21 protein-coding genes and 1 pseudogene are annotated in these 23,699 nt (G+C 59.0%); 13 read left to right on the top strand and 9 right to left on the bottom strand.

Annotation, left to right across the window (positions count from 1 at the left end):
• Nucleotides 1–482, top strand: a 482-nt coding sequence (locus tag P9250_RS04740; RefSeq protein ID WP_310391403.1) for a hypothetical protein, incomplete at its 5' end; no start/stop codon positions are given.
• A 127-nt stretch (nucleotides 483–609) separates the two neighbouring features.
• Here P9250_RS04740 and P9250_RS04735 read toward each other — a convergent pair.
• Entirely contained in the window at nucleotides 610–1,380 is a 771-nt protein-coding gene (locus tag P9250_RS04735) for a sulfite exporter TauE/SafE family protein (protein ID WP_310391401.1), read from the bottom strand.
• 88 nt (nucleotides 1,381–1,468) lie between these two features.
• Between P9250_RS04735 and P9250_RS04730 the strand changes: the two genes are divergently transcribed.
• The 9 genes from P9250_RS04730 (at nucleotide 1,469) to P9250_RS04690 (ending at nucleotide 12,847) form a co-directional block, all read left to right on the top strand.
• Complete coding sequence (locus tag P9250_RS04730; RefSeq protein WP_250467985.1) at nucleotides 1,469–2,350, top strand: LysR substrate-binding domain-containing protein; 882 nt, start codon at nucleotides 1,469–1,471, stop codon at nucleotides 2,348–2,350.
• 82 nt (nucleotides 2,351–2,432) lie between these two features.
• A complete protein-coding gene (locus tag P9250_RS04725; RefSeq protein WP_250467984.1) occupies nucleotides 2,433–2,735 on the top strand; it encodes a hypothetical protein in 303 nt (100 codons plus the stop codon).
• Nucleotides 2,736–2,829: 94 nt separating this feature from the next.
• A complete protein-coding gene (locus P9250_RS04720; protein ID WP_250467983.1) occupies nucleotides 2,830–3,732 on the top strand; it encodes a LysR family transcriptional regulator in 903 nt (300 codons plus the stop codon).
• Between the two features lie 137 nt (nucleotides 3,733–3,869).
• On the top strand, nucleotides 3,870–5,222 hold the full coding sequence (locus P9250_RS04715) for an MFS transporter (protein WP_250467982.1): 1,353 nt from the start codon (nucleotides 3,870–3,872) through the stop codon (nucleotides 5,220–5,222).
• Nucleotides 5,223–5,241: 19 nt separating this feature from the next.
• Entirely contained in the window at nucleotides 5,242–6,282 is a 1,041-nt protein-coding gene (locus P9250_RS04710; protein WP_250467981.1) for an amidohydrolase family protein, read from the top strand.
• Nucleotides 6,279–6,947, top strand: a complete 669-nt coding sequence (locus P9250_RS04705; RefSeq protein ID WP_250467980.1) for an RraA family protein — start codon at nucleotides 6,279–6,281, stop codon at nucleotides 6,945–6,947. The genes P9250_RS04710 and P9250_RS04705 overlap by 4 nt, the downstream gene beginning before the upstream one ends.
• A 71-nt stretch (nucleotides 6,948–7,018) precedes the next feature.
• On the top strand, nucleotides 7,019–7,666 hold the full coding sequence (locus tag P9250_RS04700) for a VC0807 family protein (protein ID WP_310391397.1): 648 nt from the start codon (nucleotides 7,019–7,021) through the stop codon (nucleotides 7,664–7,666).
• A 287-nt stretch (nucleotides 7,667–7,953) separates the two neighbouring features.
• Nucleotides 7,954–11,904 (top strand): response regulator, encoded by a 3,951-nt coding sequence (locus P9250_RS04695; RefSeq protein WP_310391395.1) that lies wholly within the window; start codon nucleotides 7,954–7,956, stop codon nucleotides 11,902–11,904.
• A gap of 1 nt (nucleotide 11,905) precedes the next feature.
• The gene (locus tag P9250_RS04690) at nucleotides 11,906–12,847 is read left to right on the top strand and encodes a diguanylate cyclase domain-containing protein (RefSeq protein WP_250467977.1); all 942 of its coding nucleotides are present in this window, start codon (nucleotides 11,906–11,908) and stop codon (nucleotides 12,845–12,847) included.
• Nucleotides 12,848–12,857: 10 nt separating this feature from the next.
• Here the strand turns inward: P9250_RS04690 and P9250_RS04685 are convergent, their stop codons facing one another.
• On the bottom strand, nucleotides 12,858–13,352 hold the full coding sequence (locus P9250_RS04685; RefSeq protein WP_250468048.1) for a two-component system response regulator: 495 nt from the start codon (nucleotides 13,350–13,352) through the stop codon (nucleotides 12,858–12,860).
• Nucleotides 13,353–13,460: 108 nt separating this feature from the next.
• Nucleotides 13,461–13,688, bottom strand: a pseudogene (locus P9250_RS04680) (response regulator); the annotation flags it as partial.
• A 499-nt stretch (nucleotides 13,689–14,187) separates the two neighbouring features.
• Here P9250_RS04680 and P9250_RS04675 point away from each other — a divergent pair.
• On the top strand, nucleotides 14,188–15,573 hold the full coding sequence (locus tag P9250_RS04675; protein WP_250510551.1) for a sigma-54 dependent transcriptional regulator: 1,386 nt from the start codon (nucleotides 14,188–14,190) through the stop codon (nucleotides 15,571–15,573).
• A 17-nt stretch (nucleotides 15,574–15,590) separates the two neighbouring features.
• Here the strand turns inward: P9250_RS04675 and P9250_RS04670 are convergent, their stop codons facing one another.
• Nucleotides 15,591–16,778, bottom strand: a complete 1,188-nt coding sequence (locus tag P9250_RS04670) for an acyltransferase (RefSeq protein WP_310391391.1) — start codon at nucleotides 16,776–16,778, stop codon at nucleotides 15,591–15,593.
• A gap of 62 nt (nucleotides 16,779–16,840) precedes the next feature.
• Nucleotides 16,841–17,101: a hypothetical protein gene (locus tag P9250_RS04665; RefSeq protein ID WP_310391389.1), complete on the bottom strand. Its 261-nt coding sequence runs from the start codon at nucleotides 17,099–17,101 to the stop codon at nucleotides 16,841–16,843.
• A 411-nt stretch (nucleotides 17,102–17,512) separates the two neighbouring features.
• Between P9250_RS04665 and P9250_RS04660 the strand changes: the two genes are divergently transcribed.
• Nucleotides 17,513–18,412 carry a phytanoyl-CoA dioxygenase family protein gene (locus P9250_RS04660; RefSeq protein ID WP_284503899.1) on the top strand — a complete coding sequence of 300 codons (900 nt, stop codon included), beginning with the start codon at nucleotides 17,513–17,515 and terminating at the stop codon, nucleotides 18,410–18,412.
• Nucleotides 18,413–18,451: 39 nt separating this feature from the next.
• Here the strand turns inward: P9250_RS04660 and P9250_RS04655 are convergent, their stop codons facing one another.
• The 4 genes from P9250_RS04655 to P9250_RS04640 form a co-directional block, all read right to left on the bottom strand.
• Entirely contained in the window at nucleotides 18,452–19,630 is a 1,179-nt protein-coding gene (locus P9250_RS04655; protein WP_250527255.1) for an alpha/beta fold hydrolase, read from the bottom strand.
• Between the two features lie 65 nt (nucleotides 19,631–19,695).
• Entirely contained in the window at nucleotides 19,696–21,051 is a 1,356-nt protein-coding gene (locus P9250_RS04650; RefSeq protein ID WP_310391385.1) for an MFS transporter, read from the bottom strand.
• A 34-nt stretch (nucleotides 21,052–21,085) separates the two neighbouring features.
• Nucleotides 21,086–21,889 carry a TIM barrel protein gene (locus P9250_RS04645; RefSeq protein WP_310391383.1) on the bottom strand — a complete coding sequence of 268 codons (804 nt, stop codon included), beginning with the start codon at nucleotides 21,887–21,889 and terminating at the stop codon, nucleotides 21,086–21,088.
• Nucleotides 21,889–22,632, bottom strand: a complete 744-nt coding sequence (locus tag P9250_RS04640; RefSeq protein ID WP_310391380.1) for an SDR family NAD(P)-dependent oxidoreductase — start codon at nucleotides 22,630–22,632, stop codon at nucleotides 21,889–21,891. Before P9250_RS04640 ends, P9250_RS04645 begins: the two co-directional genes overlap by 1 nt.
• A gap of 112 nt (nucleotides 22,633–22,744) precedes the next feature.
• Here P9250_RS04640 and P9250_RS04635 point away from each other — a divergent pair, with 112 nt between their 5' ends.
• Nucleotides 22,745–23,659, top strand: coding sequence for a LysR family transcriptional regulator (locus P9250_RS04635; protein WP_250510547.1), 915 nt, complete (start codon nucleotides 22,745–22,747; stop codon nucleotides 23,657–23,659).
• Nucleotides 23,660–23,699: the final 40 nt, after the last annotated feature.

Below are 23,699 nucleotides of genomic sequence, written 5' to 3'. Positions count from 1 at the left end.
AAATCGGCCGCGTATCGACGCGGTACACAACAAATGCATTGCTCGCGCTGCTGTGGTTTTTGACCGCAAGCGCCTACGCCGAAGGCTATGTGCCAAACGCTCGCGCCGCGCGCTTCGTCAATGCAATCGTCATGAACGACTTCCATACCGCGCAGGCAGGCGGCGGATATGTGTTTTCTTACGACAAGCAGGACACGGAAGCCACGCTCGAAGCAAAGCTCGACCGATGGCTGTCGGGCGCCGATCCCAACGCCATCGGCATGGAACCGGCCGAGAAACAGACGCTCTTCAGCTTCTACTGGGCCGCAAGCATGATGCCCGCGAACGGTGCCTGCTTCACCGACATGGCGAACCCCGCCTGCGGCACGGATTTGTCGAAGTGGATGGCGCGCGAACTCGGCGACGATCCGCGCTTCGTGCGTGCTTATGAAGCCGCGAAGAAACCGCTCGGCCTGCCGCCGCTTCAAACTGGCGGGCATTGAGCGGCTTTGACGGCGCTGATTGCAGAGCGTGCGCGCGCGCGTCACCCGCCCACGCGATTTTTGCCGCCACGCTGGCCAGCACCGAAAGCGCACCCAGGGTTTCGAGCAAGGCATCGATCATGGCGGCTCAGGCCCGATGCGCCAACATCGGGCCGTACGTTCGTATAAAGAATGCGATCGTGATGCCAGCGCTCACCAGCAGCGTACCGGCGCGAATCACAGCGGGCGGCGCGCGGCGTCCCACTTTTGCGCCGCCGTATCCACCTGCAATGGCAGCGACGAGCATCGCGATCGTTTCCGGCCAACGCACCGCCTGTGCCGCCGCGAAGGTCAGCACCGCGACCGAATTCGCCGCGCTCACGAGCAAAGTGCGTGGCGCGTTGAGGCTTTTGAGGTCGCGCGAGTCGAAAAGGCCCCACACAGCCATCATCATGATCCCCACTGCGCCGCCAAAGTAGCCGCCATAGACGCCAAGCACGAATTGAATCGACAACACCGCACCCGCGCCGATACGAAACCGCCGCCGCAATACCTCACCGAATTTGCGGCCGAATGCCAGCGCAAGGCTCGCGCACAACAAGAGCCACGGCAGGACAAACGAAAAGGTTCTGGATGAGGTACAGAGCAAGAGCGCCGCGCCCGCCAAGCCGCCGATAAGCGTCACGACGAGCATCTTGCGGATCGCAACCGAGCCGACTGGCGCGAGGCCATCACGATACGCCCACGCGCTCACCAGGCCGCCTGGAAACAGCGCGACCGTGGACGACGCATTCGCCTGAACCGGTGGCAAGCCTGCGGCGATCAGGGCGGGCAGACTGACGAACGAGCCGCCACCGGCAAGCGCGTTCATCGCTCCCGCCAGAAAGCCCGCGCCAATGACGATGAGAAGAGGTTCCATCGCCCGATGCTAGCGTTGCGTGAGCGCGCATACAATCTGGCTTTTCCAATGAGAGACTTCGGCTCAACCGAAGCGACCGGAGACAAACATGCGCTTCGACCTGACCGACATGCGGCTTTTTCTGACCGTGATCGAGCGTGGCAGCATTACGGCGGGCGCGCAGGCCATGCATCTCGCGCTGGCATCGGCGAGTGAGCGCATCGCGGGCATGGAGTCCGCGCTCGGCGCGTCACTCTTCGAACGCAATCGACGCGGCGTGCAGACCACTGCCGCAGGCGATGCCTTCGCGCGCCATGCACGGATGATCCTTGCTCAAGTCGAGCAGATGCGCGGCGAGTTGCGCACTTATGCAACAGGTCTCAAAGGACGCATCAGGTTGCTGTCGAATACCGCTGCGCTCGCGGCGTTTCTGCCGCCGCGGCTTGCGCACTTCCTTGCGGCTTATCCCGATCTCTCCATCGATCTCGATGAACGGCCTAGCGCCGACATCGTGCAAGCCATAGCGGAAGGACGTGCGGATTTAGGCATCGTCGCGGACTTCACGGACCTCGGCAATCTGCAGACGCATCTCGTGGCGGAAGATCAGCTTGTGGTGATGATGAACCGTGCGCATCGCATGGCGAATGAGCACGCAGTGGCCTTTGCGGAGATTGTCGGCGATGCATTTGTCGGTCTTGCCGATGCCGCGCTCGAAATGCATCTCGCCGAACGCGCGTCGCGGCTCGGACGCCAGCTTGAATACCGCATTCATATGCGCAGTATCGACAACGTGGCGATGCTAGTGGAAGCGGGCATTGGCTTGGCGATTCTGTCGCAAGCATCCGCAGAGCTCGTTCGAAGGCCGGGTCTTGCCGTCGTGCCGCTTTCCGAACCGTGGGCAACGCGGCGCCTGCATCTGTGCGCACGCGCCTTCGATGCGCTCACGCCGCACGCGTCACTTCTCGCGCAGCAACTGATGTTGCATACGTAATGCATTAACCTAGGCGCAATCCTTGCGCATGCTAGCAGTAGGTTGTCTGATTCTTGCAGACAGCCGCTTGAAGGAGGTCATCATGAGAAATCATCGCAACGGTATGCCGTGGCGCATTGTAATGGCGTTTGTCGTCGGCACGGCAAGCCTTGCCGTCACCACAGCCGCGCAGGCCGACAATCGCGCGGCGCAGAAGCTCGGGCAGATCGGCGTCATCAATCAGTCGCTTCAGCCGAAGCAGCCGAAGTCGTCGCCGGGATATTCGAACGGGCAAGCGAATTCCGCGAATGCCGCAAACGCGGCAAATACCGCTAATACGCCCACTCCTGTCACAGGCGGACCACATGTTCTGCCGGGTACGGGTGGCACGCCGCCGTCCAGATAATTGCAAGGCACATTTCCCGGGCTCTCAATGCGGCTCCCCTTTATCATGAGCGATGCCATCAATCGGAAGCGAGAGCCTGGGGAGCCTTTTTGCAATGAATCTACGGGGACTGCAATGCTTTATCGTGCTAGCTGAAGAACTGAACTTCAGCCGCGCGGCCGAGCGTTTGCATATCGCGCAGCCTGCGTTAAGCCAGCAGATTCGCGCGCTAGAGGAACGCCTTGGCAGTCAGCTCGTCGATCGTGGAAGCCGTCCCTTGCGGCTTACCGAAGCGGGCAGTTATTTTTATACCGAAGCGCGCCAAATTCTCGACCATTGCGAACAAGCGACGCAAGGCGTGCGGGCGATCGATGCCGGCACGCATGGTTGGCTCTCCGTCGGCTTTACGCGTTCGGCGATGTACAGCGTCTTGCCGCCCGCGTTGAAGGCCTTCCATGCGGCTTATCCGAAGGTCGAACTCAAGCTCTTCGAGATGCTCACCGAGGAGCAAGCCGATGCACTGCGCGATGCACGCATTCATATCGGCATTGGCAGACAAGCACCCGAACGTCCTGGCTGCACGAGACGCATCCTGCTGCATGAGCGCGTGATGGCGGTTCTGCCCGTCGATCATGCGTTCGCCGAACGTGATAGCGTGCGCGTGGATGACCTCGCGACATCGCCGCTCATTGTCTATCCGAAGCATCCGGCTGCGCAGTTTCCGCGCTTCATCGCCACGCTCTATCGCGACGCCGGCATCACGCCCATTGTCGGACATGAAGCCTACGAGATACAGACCGCGATTGCACTCGTGGCCGCGGGCCTTGGCGTAACGTATGTCGGTGAATCGGTGGCGCGGCATGGGCGCGCCGATGTCGTCTGCAAGCTTCTCACGGGACCGGGCGCGAGTCAGATCACATCGTTGACAGCGACCTTTCGTGAAGATGACAGCTCGCCGCATTTGCAAGCGTTTCTCGCTTGCCTGCCGAACGAAGCTCACGCTGACAGCGCGCTATAAGCTAAAACGCATAGAAGCATGCGCAATCCGTGTTGGACGGAGGACGGCTCACGTCCCTATCATGTCCCTTGCGCTCTGCAAACAGGAGCGCGGATTGCAAAGACGCCTGCATCGAGCAAGCGCGGCATGGAGACGACATGATTCAGCCAACGAACGCAGCAATAGCCACGAGCGATTCCCCTATAGCGAAAGCGACCATGGCCAAGGTGTATCGCCGCCTGATGCCGTTGCTCTTCGCGATGATGTTCTTCAACTATCTCGACCGCATCAACATCGGCTTTGCAGCGCTCGATATGAATCGCGCGCTGAACTTCAGTCCAGCGGTTTTCGGCTTTGCGGGCAGCGTGTTCTTCGTCGGCTACATGCTGCTCGAAGTGCCAAGCAACTTGCTCCTGCATAAGGTCGGCGCGCGACGCTGGCTTGCACGTATTCTGATCACATGGGGCGCGGTCGCGGCGGCCACTGCGTTCGTCTTCAACGATACGACCTTCTACACCGTACGTTTTCTGCTCGGCGTGATGGAAGCAGGTTTTTTGCCGGGCGTCGCCGTGTATTTGACCAAGTGGTTCCCCGAACGTTATCGGGCGCGTGCAGTGGGCGGCTATATCATCGCAGGCTCGTTTTCAGCGGTGCTGGGTGGACCGATCTCGACGACGCTCATGACCTACGGCAACGACATTCTCGGTCTGCAAGGCTGGCAGTGGATGTTCATTTGCGAAGGCGTGCCCGCCATTCTTCTCGGCATCATCACGTTGCGCGTGATGCAGGAACGTCCCGCCGATGCCGACTGGCTCACCGCTGAAGAAAAGCACTGGCTCGAAGGCACGCTCGAAACGGAACGCGCGGCGCTTGGTGGCAGCGGTCATGTTTCGATGTGGCGTGTAGCCGCCGATATTCGCGTGTGGAGCCTTGCATGTCTCTTCGGCTGCGCGCTCGTTGGCATCTATGGACTCTTTCTTTGGCTGCCGCAAATCGTGAAGAGCCTCGGCCATCTGTCGAATATCGAAGTGGGGTTTCTTTCTGCTGCACCTCCGCTCTTCGGCGTGCTCGGAACCTTTCTCATCAGCCGCAGTTCTGACCGCACGGGCGACCGCAAGAAGCATCTGGCCTTCGTCTATGGCATGAGCGCCATCGCTATTGCAGGGAGCGCTTATGCGCCCTCGCCGATCATTGCTTATGCGCTTCTGTGCGTGACTGGCCTCTTCATCTATGCGGGCAATCCGTTGTTCTGGAGTCTTGCTGCCTCGTTTCGCACGGGTGCGGCAGGCGCGGCGACCATTGCGCTCATCAATACCATCGCGCAGTTTGGCGGTCTGGTGGGACCGTGGAGCATAGGGCTCGTGCGCAACGCAACGGGCAGCTTCAAGTTCGCGCTCGTCACCATCGCCGCGTTTCTCGTGGTCGCGACGATCATCGCGCTCGTGATGCGTGTACGTCCGCCAGAAGACGAAGCCAGTACCACGCCTCGCCGCGCCCAACAAACGCTTTAAACATCGCGAGACTCATTCCATGATCATCGATTGTCACGGTCACTACACCACGTCACCGCCAGAACACGAAGCCTGGCGTACGAAGCAGATCGCCGCGCTGAAGGACGGCGTGCCCGTGCCGCCTCGTCCATCGATCAGCGACGACCAGATACGCGAAACCATCCAAAACGGGCAATTACGCGTGCAGGGCGGACGCGGTATAGACCTCACGATCTTCTCGCCGCGTGCGGCCGGCATGGGCCACCATCTCGGCGATGCAAGCGCCAACGAAGCATGGTCGAAGGAATGCAACGACCTCATTCATCGCGTGGTGTCGCTGTTCCCGCGGCAATTCATCGGCGTATGTCAGTTGCCTCAGGCACCGGGCGTCGATCCTGCAAATTGCATTGCCGAGCTGCGACGCTGTGTCGAAGAGATGGGCTTCGTCGGCTGCAATCTCAATCCCGATCCTTCGGGCGGCCACTGGTCCGGTTTGCCGATGACCGACCGCCACTGGTATCCGCTCTACGAAGCGCTCGTCGAACTCGACGTGCCTGCGATGATCCACGTGTCGTCATCGTGCAATCCCAACTTTCATGCGACGGGCGCGCACTACATCAACGGCGATACCTCGGTGTTCATGCAGTTGCTGGCGGGTAATCTCTTCAAGGACTTTCCGACGCTGAAGTTCATCATTCCGCACGGCGGCGGCGCGGTGCCGTATCACTGGGGACGTTATCGCGGGCTGGCGCAAGACATGAAGCAGCCGCGTCTCGATGAGCATTTGCTCAACAACGTGTTCTTCGATACCTGCGTTTATCACCAGCCTGGCGCCGAGCTGCTTGCCAAGGTCATTCCGGCGAAGAACATCCTTTTCGCTTCGGAGACGATCGGCGCGGTGCAGGGTATCGACCCAGAAACGGGTCATCACTACGACGATACGCGCCGCTATATCGACGGCATTACATGGCTCGCGGATGAAGACCGGCAGCGTATCTTTGAGCACAACGCGCGCATTGTTTATGCGCGTCTCGATTCACAAATCGCACGTCAAAGCTCACGGCAAGGAGTCTCGCAATGAACGCCCCCGGATGGCGGCAGAATGAATCTGCCGCGCAGGCAAGTCCCGAAGTGCTCGCGGCATTGAAGTCGCTTGCGGTATCGCTTCTCTCCGACAGCATGGCTCGCAGTTCGGGCACGATAGGACTCACGCCTTATCATCGGCCAAACACGCTGGCGGGCACGGCTGTCACGGTGCGCACGCGGCCCGGCGACAATCTGATGATTCATCGCGCGTTCGACTTTTGCCGCCCCGGCGACGTCCTCGTGATCGACGGCGGCGGAGAACTCACGCAAGCGTTGATGGGCGACATCATGTCGAGCTATGCAGAGAGCATCGGCATTGTGGGCCTCGTCATCGACGGCGCGATCCGCGATGTCGCTTCATTGCGTTCGCGCGATTTTCCAGTGTATGCACGCGGCGTGACGCATCGTGGGCCTTATAAGAACGGACCCGGTGAGATCAACGTGCCGGTGACGGTGGGCGGCATGGTCGTGTATCCGGGCGATATCATCGTCGGCGATGAAGACGGCGTGCTCGCCATCGCACAAGCCGATGCAGCCGATGTGATCGAGCGCGCGCGTCAGACCGAGCAGAAAGAAGCACAGGCTTTGCGATCCATCGCTGAAGGCACGTTCGACCGAAGCTGGATTGCCGCGCAACTCGAACGGTCGATGAAGGGCTGAAACAGCCGGTCGCGATCTTCTATACTCGGGCTCAAGGCCGCCTCATCGCGAAGGCGTCACGTCATGAGTCCATGAAAAAGATCAAACCCGCACTGGCACTGGAACTCGTTGCCAACCTGCTGCTGCCGTGGGTTGCATATCGCCTTGCCCTGCCGCATTGGGGCAACGTCGGCGCGCTCTATGCGTCCGCCGCGCCACCACTTGCATGGAGCCTATTCGAGTTCACGCGCTCACGGCGCGTCGATGCGGTCTCCGTGCTGGTGCTGTTCGGCATTGCTCTCTCTATCGTTTTGCTCGCGCTCGGCGGTAGTCCGCGTATCCTGCTCGTGCGCGAATCGCTTGCGTCGGGCGCGACGGGCGTCGTATTTCTCGTGTCGATGCTGTTCGAGCGTCCACTGATCTTCTATCTCGCGCGCGCAACCGTCGCACGCCAACAGAAAGGCGGTGCCGAGCGTTTCGAGGGTTACTGGCGCGACAGCGCAGCGCTGCGCGGCTCATTGCGACTCATGACGCTCGTCTGGGGCGTTGGACTGTCCATCGAAACGGCGTTGCGGTTCTGGTTAGCGTGGAACTGGCCCGTCGACCGCTACCTCGTCGTCTCGCCTTTCATCAGCTACGCAATCTACGGCGGTCTGCTTGCATGGACGTTCTGGTTTCGGGGACGACTCGTCAACCGGCAGCGCGGAGGCGATCCGTCGCGGGATGGCTTGCTTGGCTGAACGTGCTCGCGCCTGGAATTTTGCATGCCGCATGCAGCATGCAGCATGCCGGCACCATGCATGCTGCATGCAAAACACGGTTCCTCCTTTTTACCGATGCCCGGACAAACCGCCATCAAGATTTTTCCTGTGGCTGCCGTAAACATGTCGGATAACCGCGCACGACCCCGTACACGCCAGGCCCGCCCCTCGACGGTCTCCTCCGAAATGGCACGATAAGATACGGCAGCGTTCAGAACAGAACCCCGGCCTGCGCCATTGGCACTCGCTTAAACGGAGATTCCGGCGTGTCCAGTCGCCAATCCCTCACTTTCAGGATGACGGCCTTCATCGTGGCCGTCTGTGTCCTGCTGATCGGCACCGACGTGTGGCGCAGCATTGCCGCACGGCGCGTGCAGCTCGAAGAAATGACCACGGCCACGGCCAACCTCGCGCGCGCCATGGCGCAGCATGCAAACGACACCTTCAAGGAAGCCGATACCACGCTCATCGGCATGGTCGAACGTGTCGAGCAGGAAGGCACCGAACCGGCCGCGCTCGAACGGCTGCATCGCTCGCTCGTGACGCGGGTCGAACAGTTGCCTCAACTCAACGGTCTTTTCATCTACGACAAAAACGGCGCGTGGCTCGTCAACTCGCGCCCGGCGCTCAGCCAACGTTTCAACAATGCCGACCGCGAGTATTTTGAATACCATCGCACTCACACCGGGCGCGGGCCGCATATCGGCTTGCCGGTGAAGAGCCGCTCGTCCGGCAAGTGGATCGTGCCGATATCGCGGCGCATCGATGCGCCCGACGGCAGCTTCGCGGGCGTGGCGCTCGCCACCATCGACGTGGCCTTCTTCTCGCGCTTCTACGACAGTCTCGACCTCGGCCAGGGCGGCGCGGCGGCGCTGGTTTCGAATGACGGCGCGATGATCGTGCGCCGACCGTTCGAGGACCGTTTCGTCGGTAAGAGCATGGTCGACACGACGCTCTTTCGCATGCATCGCGCCGATAGCCGCTCAGGAAGCTTCATAACCAGTTCGTCGCAGGACGGCGTCACGCGTCTGAACAGTTACCGCGAGCTCGAGGATTACCCGCTTTTCGTGGCGGCGGCGCTCTCGCGTGACGAGATCATCGCGCCGTGGTGGCGCGACACGCTTTGGCACGCGGCGGTCACCGCATTGCTGGCACTTGCGCTCGCGCTGTTCGGCTTCAAGATCGTGCGGCAGATTACGAGCCGCATCAAGATCGAGCAGGAGCTCGCGCGCAGTCTTGCCACTACCCGCACCGTACTCGATACGGCGATAAACCCGATCATCACCGTCGACGAACGCGGCGCGATTCGCTCGTTCAACACGGCGGGAGAGAAGGTCTTCGGCTATGCCGCGAGCGAACTGATCGGACAGAACATCCGCTTGCTCGTGCCGCCGGCCTGGATCGAAACGTATAACGAATACATAACGCAATTCACTACTGGCACCGGCGTGCCCACGGCGAACGGCGAACTCGCCGGGCTTCGCAAGGACGGCACGTCGTTCCCCGCTCATGTCTCCACGGGCGCGATGCAACTAGATGGCGCTTTGCATTTTGTATGCGTCATTACGGACATCTCGCGGCAAAAGAAGGAACGCAGTGAACTCGCCGATGCGCGCGACCAACTGTTGCTCGCGGCCGATATCGCCGAACTCGGTATCTGGTCATGGGACATCGTTACCGGGCGGCTGCACTGGACGCCGCGCATGTTCGAGATTTACGGCTATCCGCCCGAACTACTCGACCATGGATTGAATATCGAGCACTGGCAGCGGCGCATCCACCCTGACGATCGTGACGCGACGCTGCAAAGTCTGCAGGCGGCCATCGACGGAGCGCCTGTCGTCATGCCGCCCTTTCGCATCGTTCTGGCGAATGGCGCGATCCGGCGCATTCAGAGCGGACTACGCATTCAACGCGATGCGAGCGGCCGCGCCGTCTCGATGACCGGCGTAAATTACGACGTCACCGATCAATACGAACTCGAATACCACCTGCGTCACGCGAAGGAACAGGCCGATGCAGCGAGCGCGGCCAAATCCACCTTCCTCGCCAACATGAGCCACGAGATCCGTACGCCGATGAATGCGGTCCTCGGCATGCTGCATCTGGTGCAACTGACTTCGCTCAATCGTCGTCAGCAAGACTACGTGAGCAAAGCCGAAACCGCGGCCAAGTCGCTCCTCAACCTGCTCAACGACATTCTCGATTATTCGAAGATCGAAGCAGGCAAGCTGCAACTCGACAGTCATCCGTTCGAGCCTGAAAAGCTGATGGAAGAACTCGGCGTCGTACTCTCCGGTAATCAAGGCACGAAGGACGTGGAAGTACTGTTCGACCTCGACCCGGAATTGCCCGACACGCTCTTGGGCGACGGCTTTCGCCTGCAGCAGGTGCTCATCAACCTTGCGGGCAACGCGCTCAAGTTCACGACGGCCGGGCAGATCGTCGTGAGCGTGCACGGCATCGAAGCGGTCAAAGACGCGTCGGTGCGCGTGCGCGTGGCGGTTAGCGATAGCGGCATCGGCATCAGCGCGCTTCAGCTCGAACGCATTTTCGAAGGCTTCACGCAAGCGGAAGCATCGACTACACGCCGTTTCGGCGGCTCCGGGCTCGGACTCGTGATCTGCAAACGGCTCGTCGCGATGATGGGCGGCGAACTGCAGGTAGAGAGCGAAGTGGGCGTGGGCAGCCGCTTCTGGTTCGATATTGAATTCGGCATTCAATCGGATGTACACAAAATACAAACGGATGACATCGACTTCGATCATCCGGTGCGCCTCCTGATCGCCGACGACAACCCCATCGCGGGCGAAATCCTGTTGCGCACGGTGCGCTCGCTGGGATGGCACGCCGATGTGGTCGAGAGCGGCATCGAAGCCGTGGAACGCATCGGCGATGCGGCACGCGACAACCAGCCTTACGACATCGCCCTGATGGACTGGCGCATGCCAGGGCTCGACGGTTTGAATGCCGCACGCCTGATCCACACGATGAAAGGCCACGCCGCGCCGCCGCTCGTGTTGCTCGTCACCGCTTTCGGACGCGAAGTGCTGAGGGAAACGCAAGAAGGCGGCGCGCCGCCCTTCGCCGGCTTTTTGACCAAGCCGGTCACGCCCAAGCAACTCGTCGCCGCGATTCGCGTGGCAAGATCGAATGCAAACGACAAAGAGGCACCGCCTGTCCCGGCAAGCGCACCGCGCAAGCGGCGTCTCGCCGGACTCGAACTGCTCGTAGTCGAAGACAATGCGCTCAACCGGCAAGTCGCGGAAGGTTTGTTGCGCGCGGAAGGCGCCACCGTGACGCTTGCGGAAAGCGGACGTGAAGGCGTGCATGCCGTGCTCCAGGGCAACGCGCGCTTCGACGCCGTTCTGATGGACGTGCAGATGCCCGACCTCGATGGACTCGAAGCCACCCGACTGATACGTGCGGATGGCCGCTTCGGCGCGTTGCCGATCATCGCGATGACGGCGAATGCATCGAATGCGGATCGCGACACCTGTCTCGCTGCGGGCATGAACGATCACGTCGGCAAGCCGATCGATGTCGAGCGGCTGGTGGCAGTGCTCAGTGCACGAGCCGTCGTGGAAGACGCGGCATCGAGTCATGCGGAAGACGATGACATCGTCGAGCCATCCGCGTCGCTGCTCGCGCGATTCGGCGGCAATCATGATCTGATTCGTAACGCGATTGATGGCTTTGGACCACAGACCGCCAAGCATTTGACGCGTCTTGTTGCACGGCTTGCCGCGCGCGATGTTCAGGGCGTGGCATCGGTACTGCATACGCTTAAGGGTAGCGCGGGCACTGTTGGCGCATCGGCATTGGCGAAGCTCGCTGCGCGGCTCGAAAACGATCTCAAAGCCTCGGACGATACGGCGCGCGCGCTCGCCTCCATCGACGCACAACTCGCGCGCATGCAGCAGTTGCTTGCAACGAGCGTCGAGCGCCTCACGCAGGCATTCCCGCAAAGGCATGCAAGTACGCAAGAGAAGCCGCAAATACAGCCTCTTGCCGACGAAGACTGGCGCGCGCGCCTCAACGACATTGTTGCGTTGCTCGATTCATCGAATCTTCAAGCGATTGCAATGTCCGAGAGTTTGTGGCCGCAAGCGCCGGATGACCAGCGCGTTGCCTTTGAACAATTGCTTGCGCGTGTACGCGCTCTCGACTTTGAGCGCGCATCAAGACTTGCGCGCGACATGCTGGAGCAAAACTGATATGGAAGAGCTTGAGCAATGGCTCATGCATGTGCACCGTCGTCCCAAGCTTGTAATCGCGGACGATCAGCCTGTCAATATTCGCGTGCTGTATGAACTCTTTCGCGACACGTGCGACATCTTCATGGCGACGAGCGGCGCGCAAGCTATTCAAGTCGCGCAAAACGAACTGCCCGATTTGATTCTGCTCGATGTCGTGATGGACGATCTCGACGGACACGAAGTATGCCGCCGCCTCAAGTCCGATCCGTTGACGCGCGATACACCCATCATCTTCATCACCTCGCAGGATCACGAAGACGACGAAGTCAAAGCGCTCGAACTCGGCGCCGTTGATTTCATCACTAAGCCGATCAATCCTGTCATCACGCGAGCACGCGTGCGCACGCATCTGACGCTCAAGCTGCAAGGCGACCGCTTGCGCGCAAGCGCCCTGCTGGACGGTCTTACCGGTGTCGCTAATCGACGCAAGTTCGATGAAGATTTGCTTGCGGACTGGCGGCATTGCGCACGTGAGAATTCGCCGCTTTCGTTGATCCTGTTGGATGTGGATTACTTCAAGCGCTTCAACGATCACTATGGCCATCAGGCCGGCGATGCTTGTTTAAAGACGATTGCCAAGACTTTGGGGAAGAGTCTGCGCAGGCCCTATGACAAGCTTGCGCGCTATGGCGGCGAAGAGTTCGCGTGCCTCTTGCCGAATACGAATGTCGATGGTGCCAAACTGGTCGCGCAGAACATGCTGGACGCCGTGCGTGCGTTGGCCATTGCGCATCGCCTTTCGGACGTCGATGAGCATGTGACCTTGTCGGCGGGTGTGGCCGCGGTTTTGCCATCGCGCGAACTGCTGACCTCCGCTGTGCTCATCAAGGCCGCAGACGACGCTCTTTACGAAGCAAAGCGCGCCGGACGTGCGCGCTTCGCTCTTGCACCTTTAAAATAAATCGCAGCGCTCACGCATCACGGCCTTCGCGCGAAGCCGCTGGAAACGAATGCACGCTCGCGCCGCCCGGCGATTCACGAAGCGCATTGATTTCCTCTTCGACTTTGCGCGCCGCCGTCAATGCGTTGAGCACGCGAGCCTGCAATACTGCGGGCTTTGCCGGCTTGGCGATGACATCCGCCGCACCGCTATCCAGCGTGCGCTGCTCGATTGCGACATCGCATGCTTCGACGAGTACGACTATCGGCACATGCGGATGCGAGGCTTCCAATTGGCTCAAAGTTTCGTCGATACCATTTTCGCAGCAACGTGAATCGAGCACGATCGCGGCGGGCGCATGGCGGCTTGCAAGAGCCAGCGCGGCTTTGCAATCGGCCACGATGTCCAGCGCGCCGATCGCTTCGAGCGCGTCGCGATGCGCATCGGCTGTATCGTCCGCAAGAATGCCCACGACATAGATGCTCGCTGCCTTGCGTTGAACCTGCGGCGTTGTGTCTGCGTTCACAGCTTGCGTCCGTGCTTCCGTGACTCGGCGGCGCAAGCGCAGTTGAGCACGCACACGTGCCTGCAGTCGTGCAGCAACCAGCGGCTTGATAACGTAGTCGGCCGCGCCCATGCGAAAAGCGTCGACCTCTAACGCGGGCGCGTCATGACTCGTCACGAAGATGACGGGCACGTGTGCAAGCTTAGGGTCGCGCTTAAGAACCTCGCAAACGTCGAAGCCCGTCATGTTTGGCAGATTCGCGTCGAGCAAAATCAGGTCGGGGATCGATTGGCGAGCGAGCGTCAAGGCCGCTTCGCCTGTCATGGCAAAGCGCTGATCAGGAAATTCCGCAAGCATTTCGCCCACGATGCGAATCATGGCCGGATCGTCCTCGACGAACAGCAAACGCGGCTGGCGAGAGGATGCAAGGGTGCTGAGCTGATCCATTTTCTGACTGGTATTCATCGGGCGGGCACACTCCACGACGTTACGCCTTGCCTTCAAAAATTCTGGTGTCTGGCAGACGAGTTCATTTGAGAATACAAATTATCCGATATTTCCGCTAAGGCTCAAACCAGCGCTAAAAATTCGTTCACCCGATGCGGTTCCTGAGACCAGCAAGTAAAATGTACGGCGCGTTTTCAACGTTTGCCCTTGCTCCGACAGGGCCGATTGGCAGTGCGCAAGCGTACAGACACAGATCGCAAACCGCATCCGCAAATTTTTCTCTTTCGTTTTTAATCGATTTGTACAGATCAATGCAAACATTCAAAAACGCGTTATCGTTTGCGGGGCGTTTAAGCTCTTAGGAATAAAGCGCATACTAGCGGCATATACAAATAAGATGAGAAAAGCCATGCACGGGGAAAACAGGACGCTTTATTATGCCGGGCGCACCGTATCGGAAGAACTTTCCGAGCGCTTGCATGCTCGCGGCTGGACGATTGAGCAAATCGATCCCGCCAAGCCACCTAAAGCCGCCCGTCATGGCAAGCGCGCTGCCGCCGGCATTGTCGACCTGACTAAACGCGGGCTCGCAAAAGATACGGCCGTTGTCGCCGAATTGCTTGCACTCTGCCAGATTGGCTGGGTTGCAACGGTCGACGCCGAGCATGTCGAGAATCCCGAGATTTGTCGGCTTATCCGCGACTTCTGCTTCGATTACGTGACCGTGCCTTCATCGGCGGATCGCATAGTCGATGCAGTCGGTCATGCGTATGGCATGGTCGCCTTGCACGATACGGCAAGCAGCGCGACTGGCAACGAATCGCGTAAGGACGATGGCAAGGAAGGCAGCATGGTCGGTTCATGTGACGCCATGCAGGCGCTTTATCGATCAATCCGTAAAGTCGCCATGACGGATGCACCAGTGTTCATTTCCGGCGAATCAGGCACCGGCAAGGAATTAACGGCGGTTGCAATTCATGAACGCTCGGTACGTCGCGATCAACCATTCGTCGCAATCAACTGCGGCGCCATTCCACCGCATCTGCTTCAATCCGAATTGTTCGGCTACGAGCGCGGCGCATTTACGGGCGCAAATCAACGCAAGATCGGCCGTGTGGAGGCCGCGGATGGCGGTACGCTCTTTCTCGATGAAATCGGCGATCTGCCGCTCGAGAGTCAAGCGAGTCTCTTGCGCTTTCTTCAAGAACGCAAAATCGAACGTCTTGGCGGCCAGACCTCGACGGACGTGGATGTGCGCATCATTTCGGCCACGCACGTCGATATGCAAACCGCGATGATCGAAGGCCGTTTTCGCGCGGACTTATACCACCGTTTGTGCGTCTTGCAGATCGACGAGCCCCCTTTGCGCGTACGCGGCAAGGATATCGAACTGCTCGCCAATCATATGCTCGATCGCTATAGAAAAGATGCGAGCCGACGCTTGCGTGGCTTCTCGCCGTGCGCCATCGCGGCGCTTCACAATTACGGCTGGCCGGGCAATGTGCGTGAATTGATTAATCGCGTGCGTCGCGCCATTGTCATGGCGGAAGGACGTCAGATTCTCGCTAGCGATCTCGAACTCGGCGAATACGCCGAAGCTGCGCCGACGACGCTTGCGCAAGCACGCGAAGCCGCAGAGCGGCAAGCCATTGAAGTCGCACTCTTGCGTCATCGCGGCCGCTTGGGTGAAGCGGCCGATGAGTTGGGCATTTCGCGAGTCACGCTTTATCGTATGTTGACGGCTTATGGTCTGCGCGCTAAAGCAGATCGCACGCTTGAGGCATCGAGCGCTTAAGACGCACGAGGCGAAGACTAATCAAAGCGTCTGTCGAGCGCTGCCAGTAAGTGCTGCGAGAGCCGCGTCGCGCGGCCCTGAATCGCTCGATCCGATAATCTCGACAACGCATACGACGCCGCCAGCACCGCCGTCAGCGTAGCGCAGTATAGCGCCAAGGCTGTCTCGTTGCTTGTCTCCTTGAACCTTCCCTCAAAGAAATGGAAGGTCACGTAGACACAAATGAAATGCCAAAGATAAATGCCGTAGCTCTCACGGCCTAACGCGGCGGCACAGCGGCGGATCATCGACAGGCTTTGTGTCTTGCGCATGATAGGCCGCGTACTTGCTTTGCGCGCGCTGCGCGTGCAAACGAACAGCAGGAAAGCTACGGCGCTACATGCCGCGAACAACGGTGCGAGAGCATGAGCTTTAGCGAGCCATACGCCGAGCATCGCGGTCACGATGGCAAAGCCAAGCGCCAGCGAAGCGTAGAGGTACGACTTAAGTCGCGTCACTCTTTCGTCGCCCGTCAAGTGCGTCCGAAAGGCATACCACGCCCACATGCCAACGATGAAGCACGGTCCCTGCACGGGCGGCCAGAAGTAACTGTACGAGTTGTTTGTCACATCGCAATCTAGCACGCCGTGGCATTCGCTCATCGATGTAATGGCAAAGGAAAGCGCTAGCAGTATTACGGTGGCGAGGAGCAGACGCTTGCGATTCATCGCCAGGAAAAACAATAGCGGTGCAATCAAGTAGAAGAGCATTTCGACGCCAATAGACCATCCTCCCGGGACCACGTTATTGATGGCCGTTGGCGAGAGCGCATGCAGGAAAAGCATGTTGAGGAGGATATCGACCGGACCATGCACGCCGAGCACCCAGGCGTGTTCGTAACCGGAGCGCGTCGCCCCGTAACTGATAAGGCCGTAGATGACGATGGCCGCATAGTAAAGCGGAGCGATGCGAAAAAAGCGCTTGATATAGAAGCGTAGCGCGACGTGGCGCGCGTCGACACATCGCGCATGGTCCATTTCGAGGGTCATGAAGATCGTGATTGCGCTGATGACGAAGAACAACTGCACGCCATACTGCCCCATGTGCGTCAGCAGCGTCACCGCTCCCGGCAGATTGGGGAACTGAAACGATAGATGTACTGCGACAACCCCGACAATCGCGAGCGCACGACCAGCGTCGAGTGCGGCAACGCGTCCTTGCTGCATCGATATCCTCCTTGCATGCATAGCGGCCTTCACAGCCGCGAGGTGCGTGGACATAGATGACTTCAACGAGTTCCCTGATTTCTCCAGCGCGCGCAATTCGATACATGCCGAAACACCTTTGCGTAAATGTGGCCGGTGTCGTTGTTGGCGGAAAATTGTTCGAGTTGAATATGTCTTAGCGGCATGTCTGCGATTCGCAACGATACTAAAAAAATCATCGAGATTACATCGCGATCAAATCGTTGCAACCGCTTAACAGTAAAACGTTTTAGCGGGAAATGTTGCTTGCTGATTGCCGCTCTCAGCCAGGCTTTGTCCGCCAATGCCGCTCGATTCCGCCAGATGGGTGCGTTGAAAGTGCCTGTAACGCGCCAACGAATGAAAGCATGATGTATGCTCCACCACGTAGACTAAGGTTGGCGGCTAGCACATTTGATGGACCTCGGCGCGATTGCTAGCGATTTCTTCAAAATTAGCGTCAATTTGGTATCGCTTGTTGTTCTCTCAGTAAGCGGCAGCGAACAAAGGTGAAAGCACCTTTCGCGTAAAGTTCAACCGTGTGCTGCGTGCTAAAGACTTCAAAAAAATCAAAGTCGGCAAGTTCAGCCAGACGTCGAGGGCCATGGGGGCGCTTTGTGCGAGACCGTACAGAACGCTGTTTTGTGTGCTGTTTCACTGTTGAAGCTTTATTCCAGTGATATGCATTTCTTTCTTTGAGCGGGGCGACAAGGGAGATGACATCGTTATCCCAAGCGCAATGCGAGGGCTTTTGGAAGGACGGATTTCTCCGTCTTGAGAAAGTTGCGGAGCATGCGGAGATTAAGACCTTGCGTACAATTGGCGACCGCCTGCTGCGCGAAAAGGCGGGATTCAAGCAAGGCATGCTGTTCGACTTTTATCCGGAAGGTGAGGGTCCGGACAAGCCTAAGCTCGCGCAATTGCATGGTCCGTCGCATTTCGAGCGAAGCCTCATGGAGAGCGAGTTGAATCGGCGCGTGCAACGTGTCGCCATGCAACTGCTCGGCCCCAAGGCACGCTTCGTGAGCGACAGCTTTTTTCATAAGCCCGCTCATACCGAGGCCGTGACACCCTGGCATCAGGATGAAGCATTCACCGACCCGCGCATCGAACATCGAGAGGTGAACTTCTGGTTCCCCTTGCAGCCGGTGTCGCTGACCAACGGGTGCATGCAGTTCATCGCCGGCTCGCATATTGGACCCGTGCTTCCGCATGGCCCCATTGGCGGCGATCCGAGCACGCATGGCCTTGAATGCGTCACGGGCTTCAATGCTGGCGAGGCGGTCGTTTGTCCGCTCGAACTCGGCGACTGCACCATTCATGCGGGACGTACGCTGCATTTCGCGGGTCCGAATCATTCGGATGCACCGCGCTATGCGTATTCGATGGTGTTTGGCTTACCGCGACGGGCATCGAAAGAAGTCCGCAGCTTTCCCTGGAACGACAATCGCCGTCTCTCACGGCAGGCGCGTGTGAACGACTCCAGGACGCGAGACAGCTTTTGGCCATATTTGTCCCGCAAGGTGCGCGAGTTCGACTACACCAATCCTTATGAATGGCGGCTCGGCGCCGAACGCGTGGCGCGTCTTATCAAGGGTAAGCGCACCGCCGGTTGAGTATTAGAAGCATCAGGCAAAGAGGACGCGTGCGGCAGTCTAAAAGCCGAACGCGTCCTGCCTGAGAAATCGCAGAATTCGGTTAGCTACCGTGACCGGCTGTTCTTGCTGCACCCAATGTCCGGCACCTTCAATCATATGCACCGCGCGGAAATTGCTGCATGCGCGCATGCGCATCGCTTCGTATTGGCCAGGCCGCTGATACACGCCCCAGTCGCTACTTCCAGCAATGAAACATGCAGGCACGTCTATCGTGCTGCCTGACCATGTCTTAAGCGCGGCCGTGTGAGCGTCGCTAGTCGCGCAGCGATACCAGTTAAGCCCGCCTTGAAAACCGGTGCGCGAATATTCCCCCGCATAGACGTCGAGATCGCGTTCCGGCATCCATGCGCATGATGCGATCTGCTCCTCCGAAGGCATATGCGGTGCGACCGTCTCATGCATGCTCTTATCTTTCTCCATCACATAGTAAGTCGGCAACGTAGCGAGTTCTTCCGCGCTCAACGCCGCTAAAGGATGAGGATGATTTTCCGGCCAGTCCGCACTCTTCACGTGAAAATAAGCGCGCAGAAATGCGCCCATGCCTTGCGGCGCGTGCCACATGTCTTCATTCGCATCGGCACCCGAGTAATACCATTGATAGTGCTTACGGGGCGGGTCGAGCGCGTCTAGCGCCGCCAAGACAGTGGCCATCTCGGTCAATGCTGTATCGCCCGCCTCATGCAGCGCATGTTCCGATGCGGTGCCAAATGGAAATGTCGGCGGCCCCGCAAACGGCGCGCTAAGCATGACCACCGACCTGAAGACATCCGGCCTGATCAACGCGCACCAAGCTGCTACGGGCGAACCAAAATCATGGCCGATGACCGCTGCCACGCTGTGATAGCCCAAGGCACTTATAAGCCCAAGCACGTCCCGCACGAGATTTGGGAAATTGAAGTCGTCGAGATCCGTATCGAATATAGCAGCTGCGCCCGTGGTACGCCCGTAGCCGCGCTGATCGGGCGCGACGACATGATAGCCGCCATTGGCAAGCGCCGGCATCACCTTGCGCCAGCTAAAAGCAAGCTCGGGAAAGCCATGCAAGAGCACGATGCATGGCCTGCCCGGCGTTTCGAAACCTGCTTCCAGCACGTGCATGGAGAGGCCATTGCCGTTGTCGATCAGGCGTGAGCGGATGCCATCGGGCAACGGCAGATCCTTCAACGTTTCGGTCATGCATGGCTCCTGTCGAGTTCGGAGCCATTATGCTTCATGCCGCGACGGCTGCGTTGGCGTCAGCGCTAGAGGATCGAATTACGTTTGCCGAGCTGCTCGAGCGGAACGTCATAAGTCTCCCGCATAGAAAAGATGGACAATGCGGACAACAGACACACCAGCACCGCGAATGCAGCCGGCATGACCCACGACGCCGTACTGTATTTACCTATGAGCGCGGATTCCACTAGCGGCGCAAACCCGGCCACGGCGAAGCCAAACTGCGTGCCGATCGCCATGCCGGAAAGGCGGACTTGCGTCGGAAAGCGTTCCGCGTATGTCGCCGGCCACACGGCATTCGTGATGCTATAAGCGAAGCCGCCGAGCACTACTCCCGCTGCAAAGACGAGCGCATTGCTCCCCGTCGTGATCGACCACAAAAAGATCACGACGCTAACTGCGCACAGCAAGTTTCCCGCGATAAATACAGGTCGTCGGCCGATACGGTCGGATAGCGTGGCCCATAACGGAATGGTGAAGACCGCGATGAAGTTAGCGACGATAGCCGTCCACAGCATGACCGAAGTGCTGATGGGTTGCGCCTGTGCGCGCGAAAACGAAAGCGCAAACACGGCGAACGTCGTGCCAATAGACGCAATGAGCGCGGCAAAGAAAACCTGTAGCAATTCCTTGCGATAACCCGTAAGCAGCGTCTTGAGCGGCATAATCGGCACCTCGCCATGCGAGGCTTCGCTTTCGAAGGCGGGCGTCTCTTCGAGTCGGCTGCGCACGATAAAGCCGACGATCACCACCGCCACACTCAACCAGAAAGGCAAGCGCCAGCCCCACGACAGCAATTGATCTTCGGGTAACAAAGCCGCAAGCGGCAAGACTACAGCGGGCGCAAGCACCTGACCGCCCTGCGTCCCGCTTAAAGTCCAACTCGTGTAATAACCCCGACGATGCGCGGGCGCGTGCTCGAACGACATTGAATTCGCCCCGGCTTGCTCCCCTGCTGCGGAGATGCCCTGCAAGATTCGCATCAACACGAGTAGCGCAGGTGAGAGCAGTCCCGCGGTCTGATAAGTCGGCAAGCATCCCACTAAGAACGTCGAGAGCCCCATCAAGAGCAAGGTGCCGACCATCACGACCTTTCTGCCGAGCCTGTCACCGTAGTGGCCCATGAGGAACGAGCCTAAAGGACGTGCGGCATAAGCCACGCCAAAGGTCGCCATCGATGCAAGCGTCGCGGCGGTCATGTCGCCGGGCGGGAAGAATATCTTTGGAAAGAGGAGCGCGGCGACAGTGCCGTAGATAAAGAAGTCGTAGTATTCGAGCGCGCTGCCGATCCACGCCGCGATTGCGGCCTTTCTGGCATGCTTGCCGCCTAGCACGCTCAATGATGTCGTCTCCGAGGTTCGACCAATCGTTTCTGTCGTCATGTTGTCTCCGTGTTTTTTATGGAAGTCGAAGCTTCTATCGTGCTACGCGAGCGCTCGTCTCAAGAAGGCTTTGACAAGCATGTTGTACGAGTATCGCGCGTTTAAGCGGATTGGTTTCGCGCTTAAGCGGCACTTCGACTGCTAGCGGAAGGTTATCGGGCAACACGGCAAGCAGCGCGCGTAAGGGCAACTCCCCTTCCCCGGGCAACAACCGATCTCCACGTGCCTCTGCAACGATGTCAGCGGGAGACGCCATTGGCGCATCACAAAGCTGAACGCTGCCGATGATTTGCGGATCAAGCGCCGCGACCTCTTCCACCGTTCCGCCTGAACGGATGAGATGAAGCGCGTCGATCAGAACAAATGCATTGGGCTTGCCAGAGGACCGCACGATATTCACAGCATCAGCTAGACGCGCGACAGGACGCCATAGCATGAACTCGACATCAAGCGACAAACCGAATGGCGCCGCGAGATCGCATAATGCGCTGAAGCGATCGATGACGCGTGCGCGGTCGGTATCGTCGATATTCACGCATGCACGGTGTGCTCCGAGTTCCGCGCCTGCCTCGAATGTGCTTTCATAGTCACCAATGGAAGTATTGGCCGCAAGAGTAATCACTTCGATATCGGTCACCTTCACGTCGAGCTCATGCAGCAAGCGCTTGGTCGAACGCAATTCAGATGACCTCGCAAGCAATGGATACTCGATACCGCCGTGCACGGGTGAGCAAAGACGAATGCTGATCGCTCGAAAGCCAGCGCTCGCCGCCAGTTCGATAAGATCTGGCGGGCCTACGTCCAGTACCGTGAGATGAGCGAGCGATAGGGGTTTCATCAATACGTTGCCCTTCCACCCGTCAAATCGAACGCCGCGCCGGTGGAAAACGAGCATTCCTCCGTGGCGAGCCATGTCACCATCGACGCAACTTCGTCTGGACGGCCCGCGCGTCCTAGCGGAATCTTGGCGAGCACGAAGTTGCGTGCATCCTCGGTCATGCCGCGCAGCATGTCGGATTCGATTGCCGCGGGCGTCACGCAGTTGACGCGAATCTCGGTATCCGCGAGCTCCTTGCCAAGCGACTTCGTCAATGCGATCACGCCTGCCTTCGACGCGCCATAAGCACCCTGGTTCGGGTTGCCCTCCTTGCCCCCGACCGACGACAGACTCACGATACGTCCATGCCGCGCGCGACGCAGATAAGGCAGCACTTCGCGGCAACAAATAAAAACGCCCGTAAGATTGATGTCGAGTACGCGCCGCCATGCGTCGATCGAATATGTCTCTACTGGACCGATATCTCCATTGATACCCGCAGCGTTGATCAACACATCGATTGATCCTAAGCGCTTGTGTGCTTCCTGCGCCGCGTTGGCTACACTGGCGGCATTCGTCACATCTACTTGAGAAGCGAAAGCCGCGTGAGCCTGCTTGGCCTTGGAAAAGGCAGCCTCGCTGTCGATATCCCAAAGCACGACCTTCGCACCCGACGCAACGAAGCGCTCAGCAATCGCATATCCGATACCACCGGAGCCGCCGGTGATGACACATACACGGTCCTGCAAATCCAGTTTGTTCATGGTCCCTTTGTGAAAGAAATCACTCGAACCGATACTAAGGACAAACGCTGGCTTTGTCGTATGCTGAATTTCCTTTAAGCTATAACTTTTAGTTAAGCTGTACGGCGAACCGATGCGCTTCAAACTCCGCCATATGGAAGTCTTTCGTGCGGTCATGCTCACAGGCTCCATCAACGCGGCAGCCAAGTTGCTCTACGTATCGCAGCCTGCAGTGAGCAAGCTCGTGTCTCACATCGAGACGACACTGGACCTGCGCCTGTTCGAGCGCTCCAAGAGCCGCCTCGTTCCCACGGCCGAGGCACATGCGTTATTCAGGGAAATCGAGCAGGTTTATCAGGCTGCCGTGCGCGTGGATGAATTCGCGCGCGCGCTTTCGCTAGGGCCGTCGAGCCTTTTGCGCGTCACTTGCAGTGCATCGCTCGCAATGAGCGTCGTGGCTCCCGCGCTCGTCGATATCAAGGCCAAGCTGCCTGCACTGACTGTAGGCTGGCAGACCACACTAATGGCGGACATGCCGATGGAAATCTTGAGCAAGGAAGCAGAGGTCGCCGTTGCCGCAATGCCGGTCACGCACGAACATCTGGAAAACGTTTCGTTCATGTACGGCAGCATGGTTTGCGCCTTGCCAAGGGGGCACAGACTTGAAGCGGCATCGGTCGTGTCGCTTGCCGATCTGGTAAGCGAACCCGTGGTGCTGTTCAAGCGAGACATTCCGTTTGGAACCGTGATCGCACAGACGTGCCAGCAAGCGGGCGTCGAACTCAAGTCGACAATCGACGTGATGCGCGCCGATCAGGCACTGGCGCTCGTCGAAGGCGGGCTCGGCGTGACCATCGTCGATGATTTCGCCACGGCAGGCACAGCTCTCACCATACGCCCGCTACGCGAACACATACATTTGACGGCAAGCTTCGTTTATTCGCGCTTTGCGCCGCCATCGCGCAACGCGGTTCTATTCATGCAGGCAGTCTATAAGAATGCGCAGCGCCTAGGCCGCGCCATTCCCGATGCGCGTGTCCCCGGTTAAGCGACGACGCGCTTGACGCCAAGCGCCAAACCGCTGCACG

The sequence above is a fragment of the Caballeronia sp. LP006 genome (assembly GCF_031450995.1).
Lineage (GTDB): Bacteria > Pseudomonadota > Gammaproteobacteria > Burkholderiales > Burkholderiaceae > Caballeronia.
Note: the sequence above shows the minus strand (reverse complement) of the source record. Positions and strands in the feature narration are given on the sequence as shown.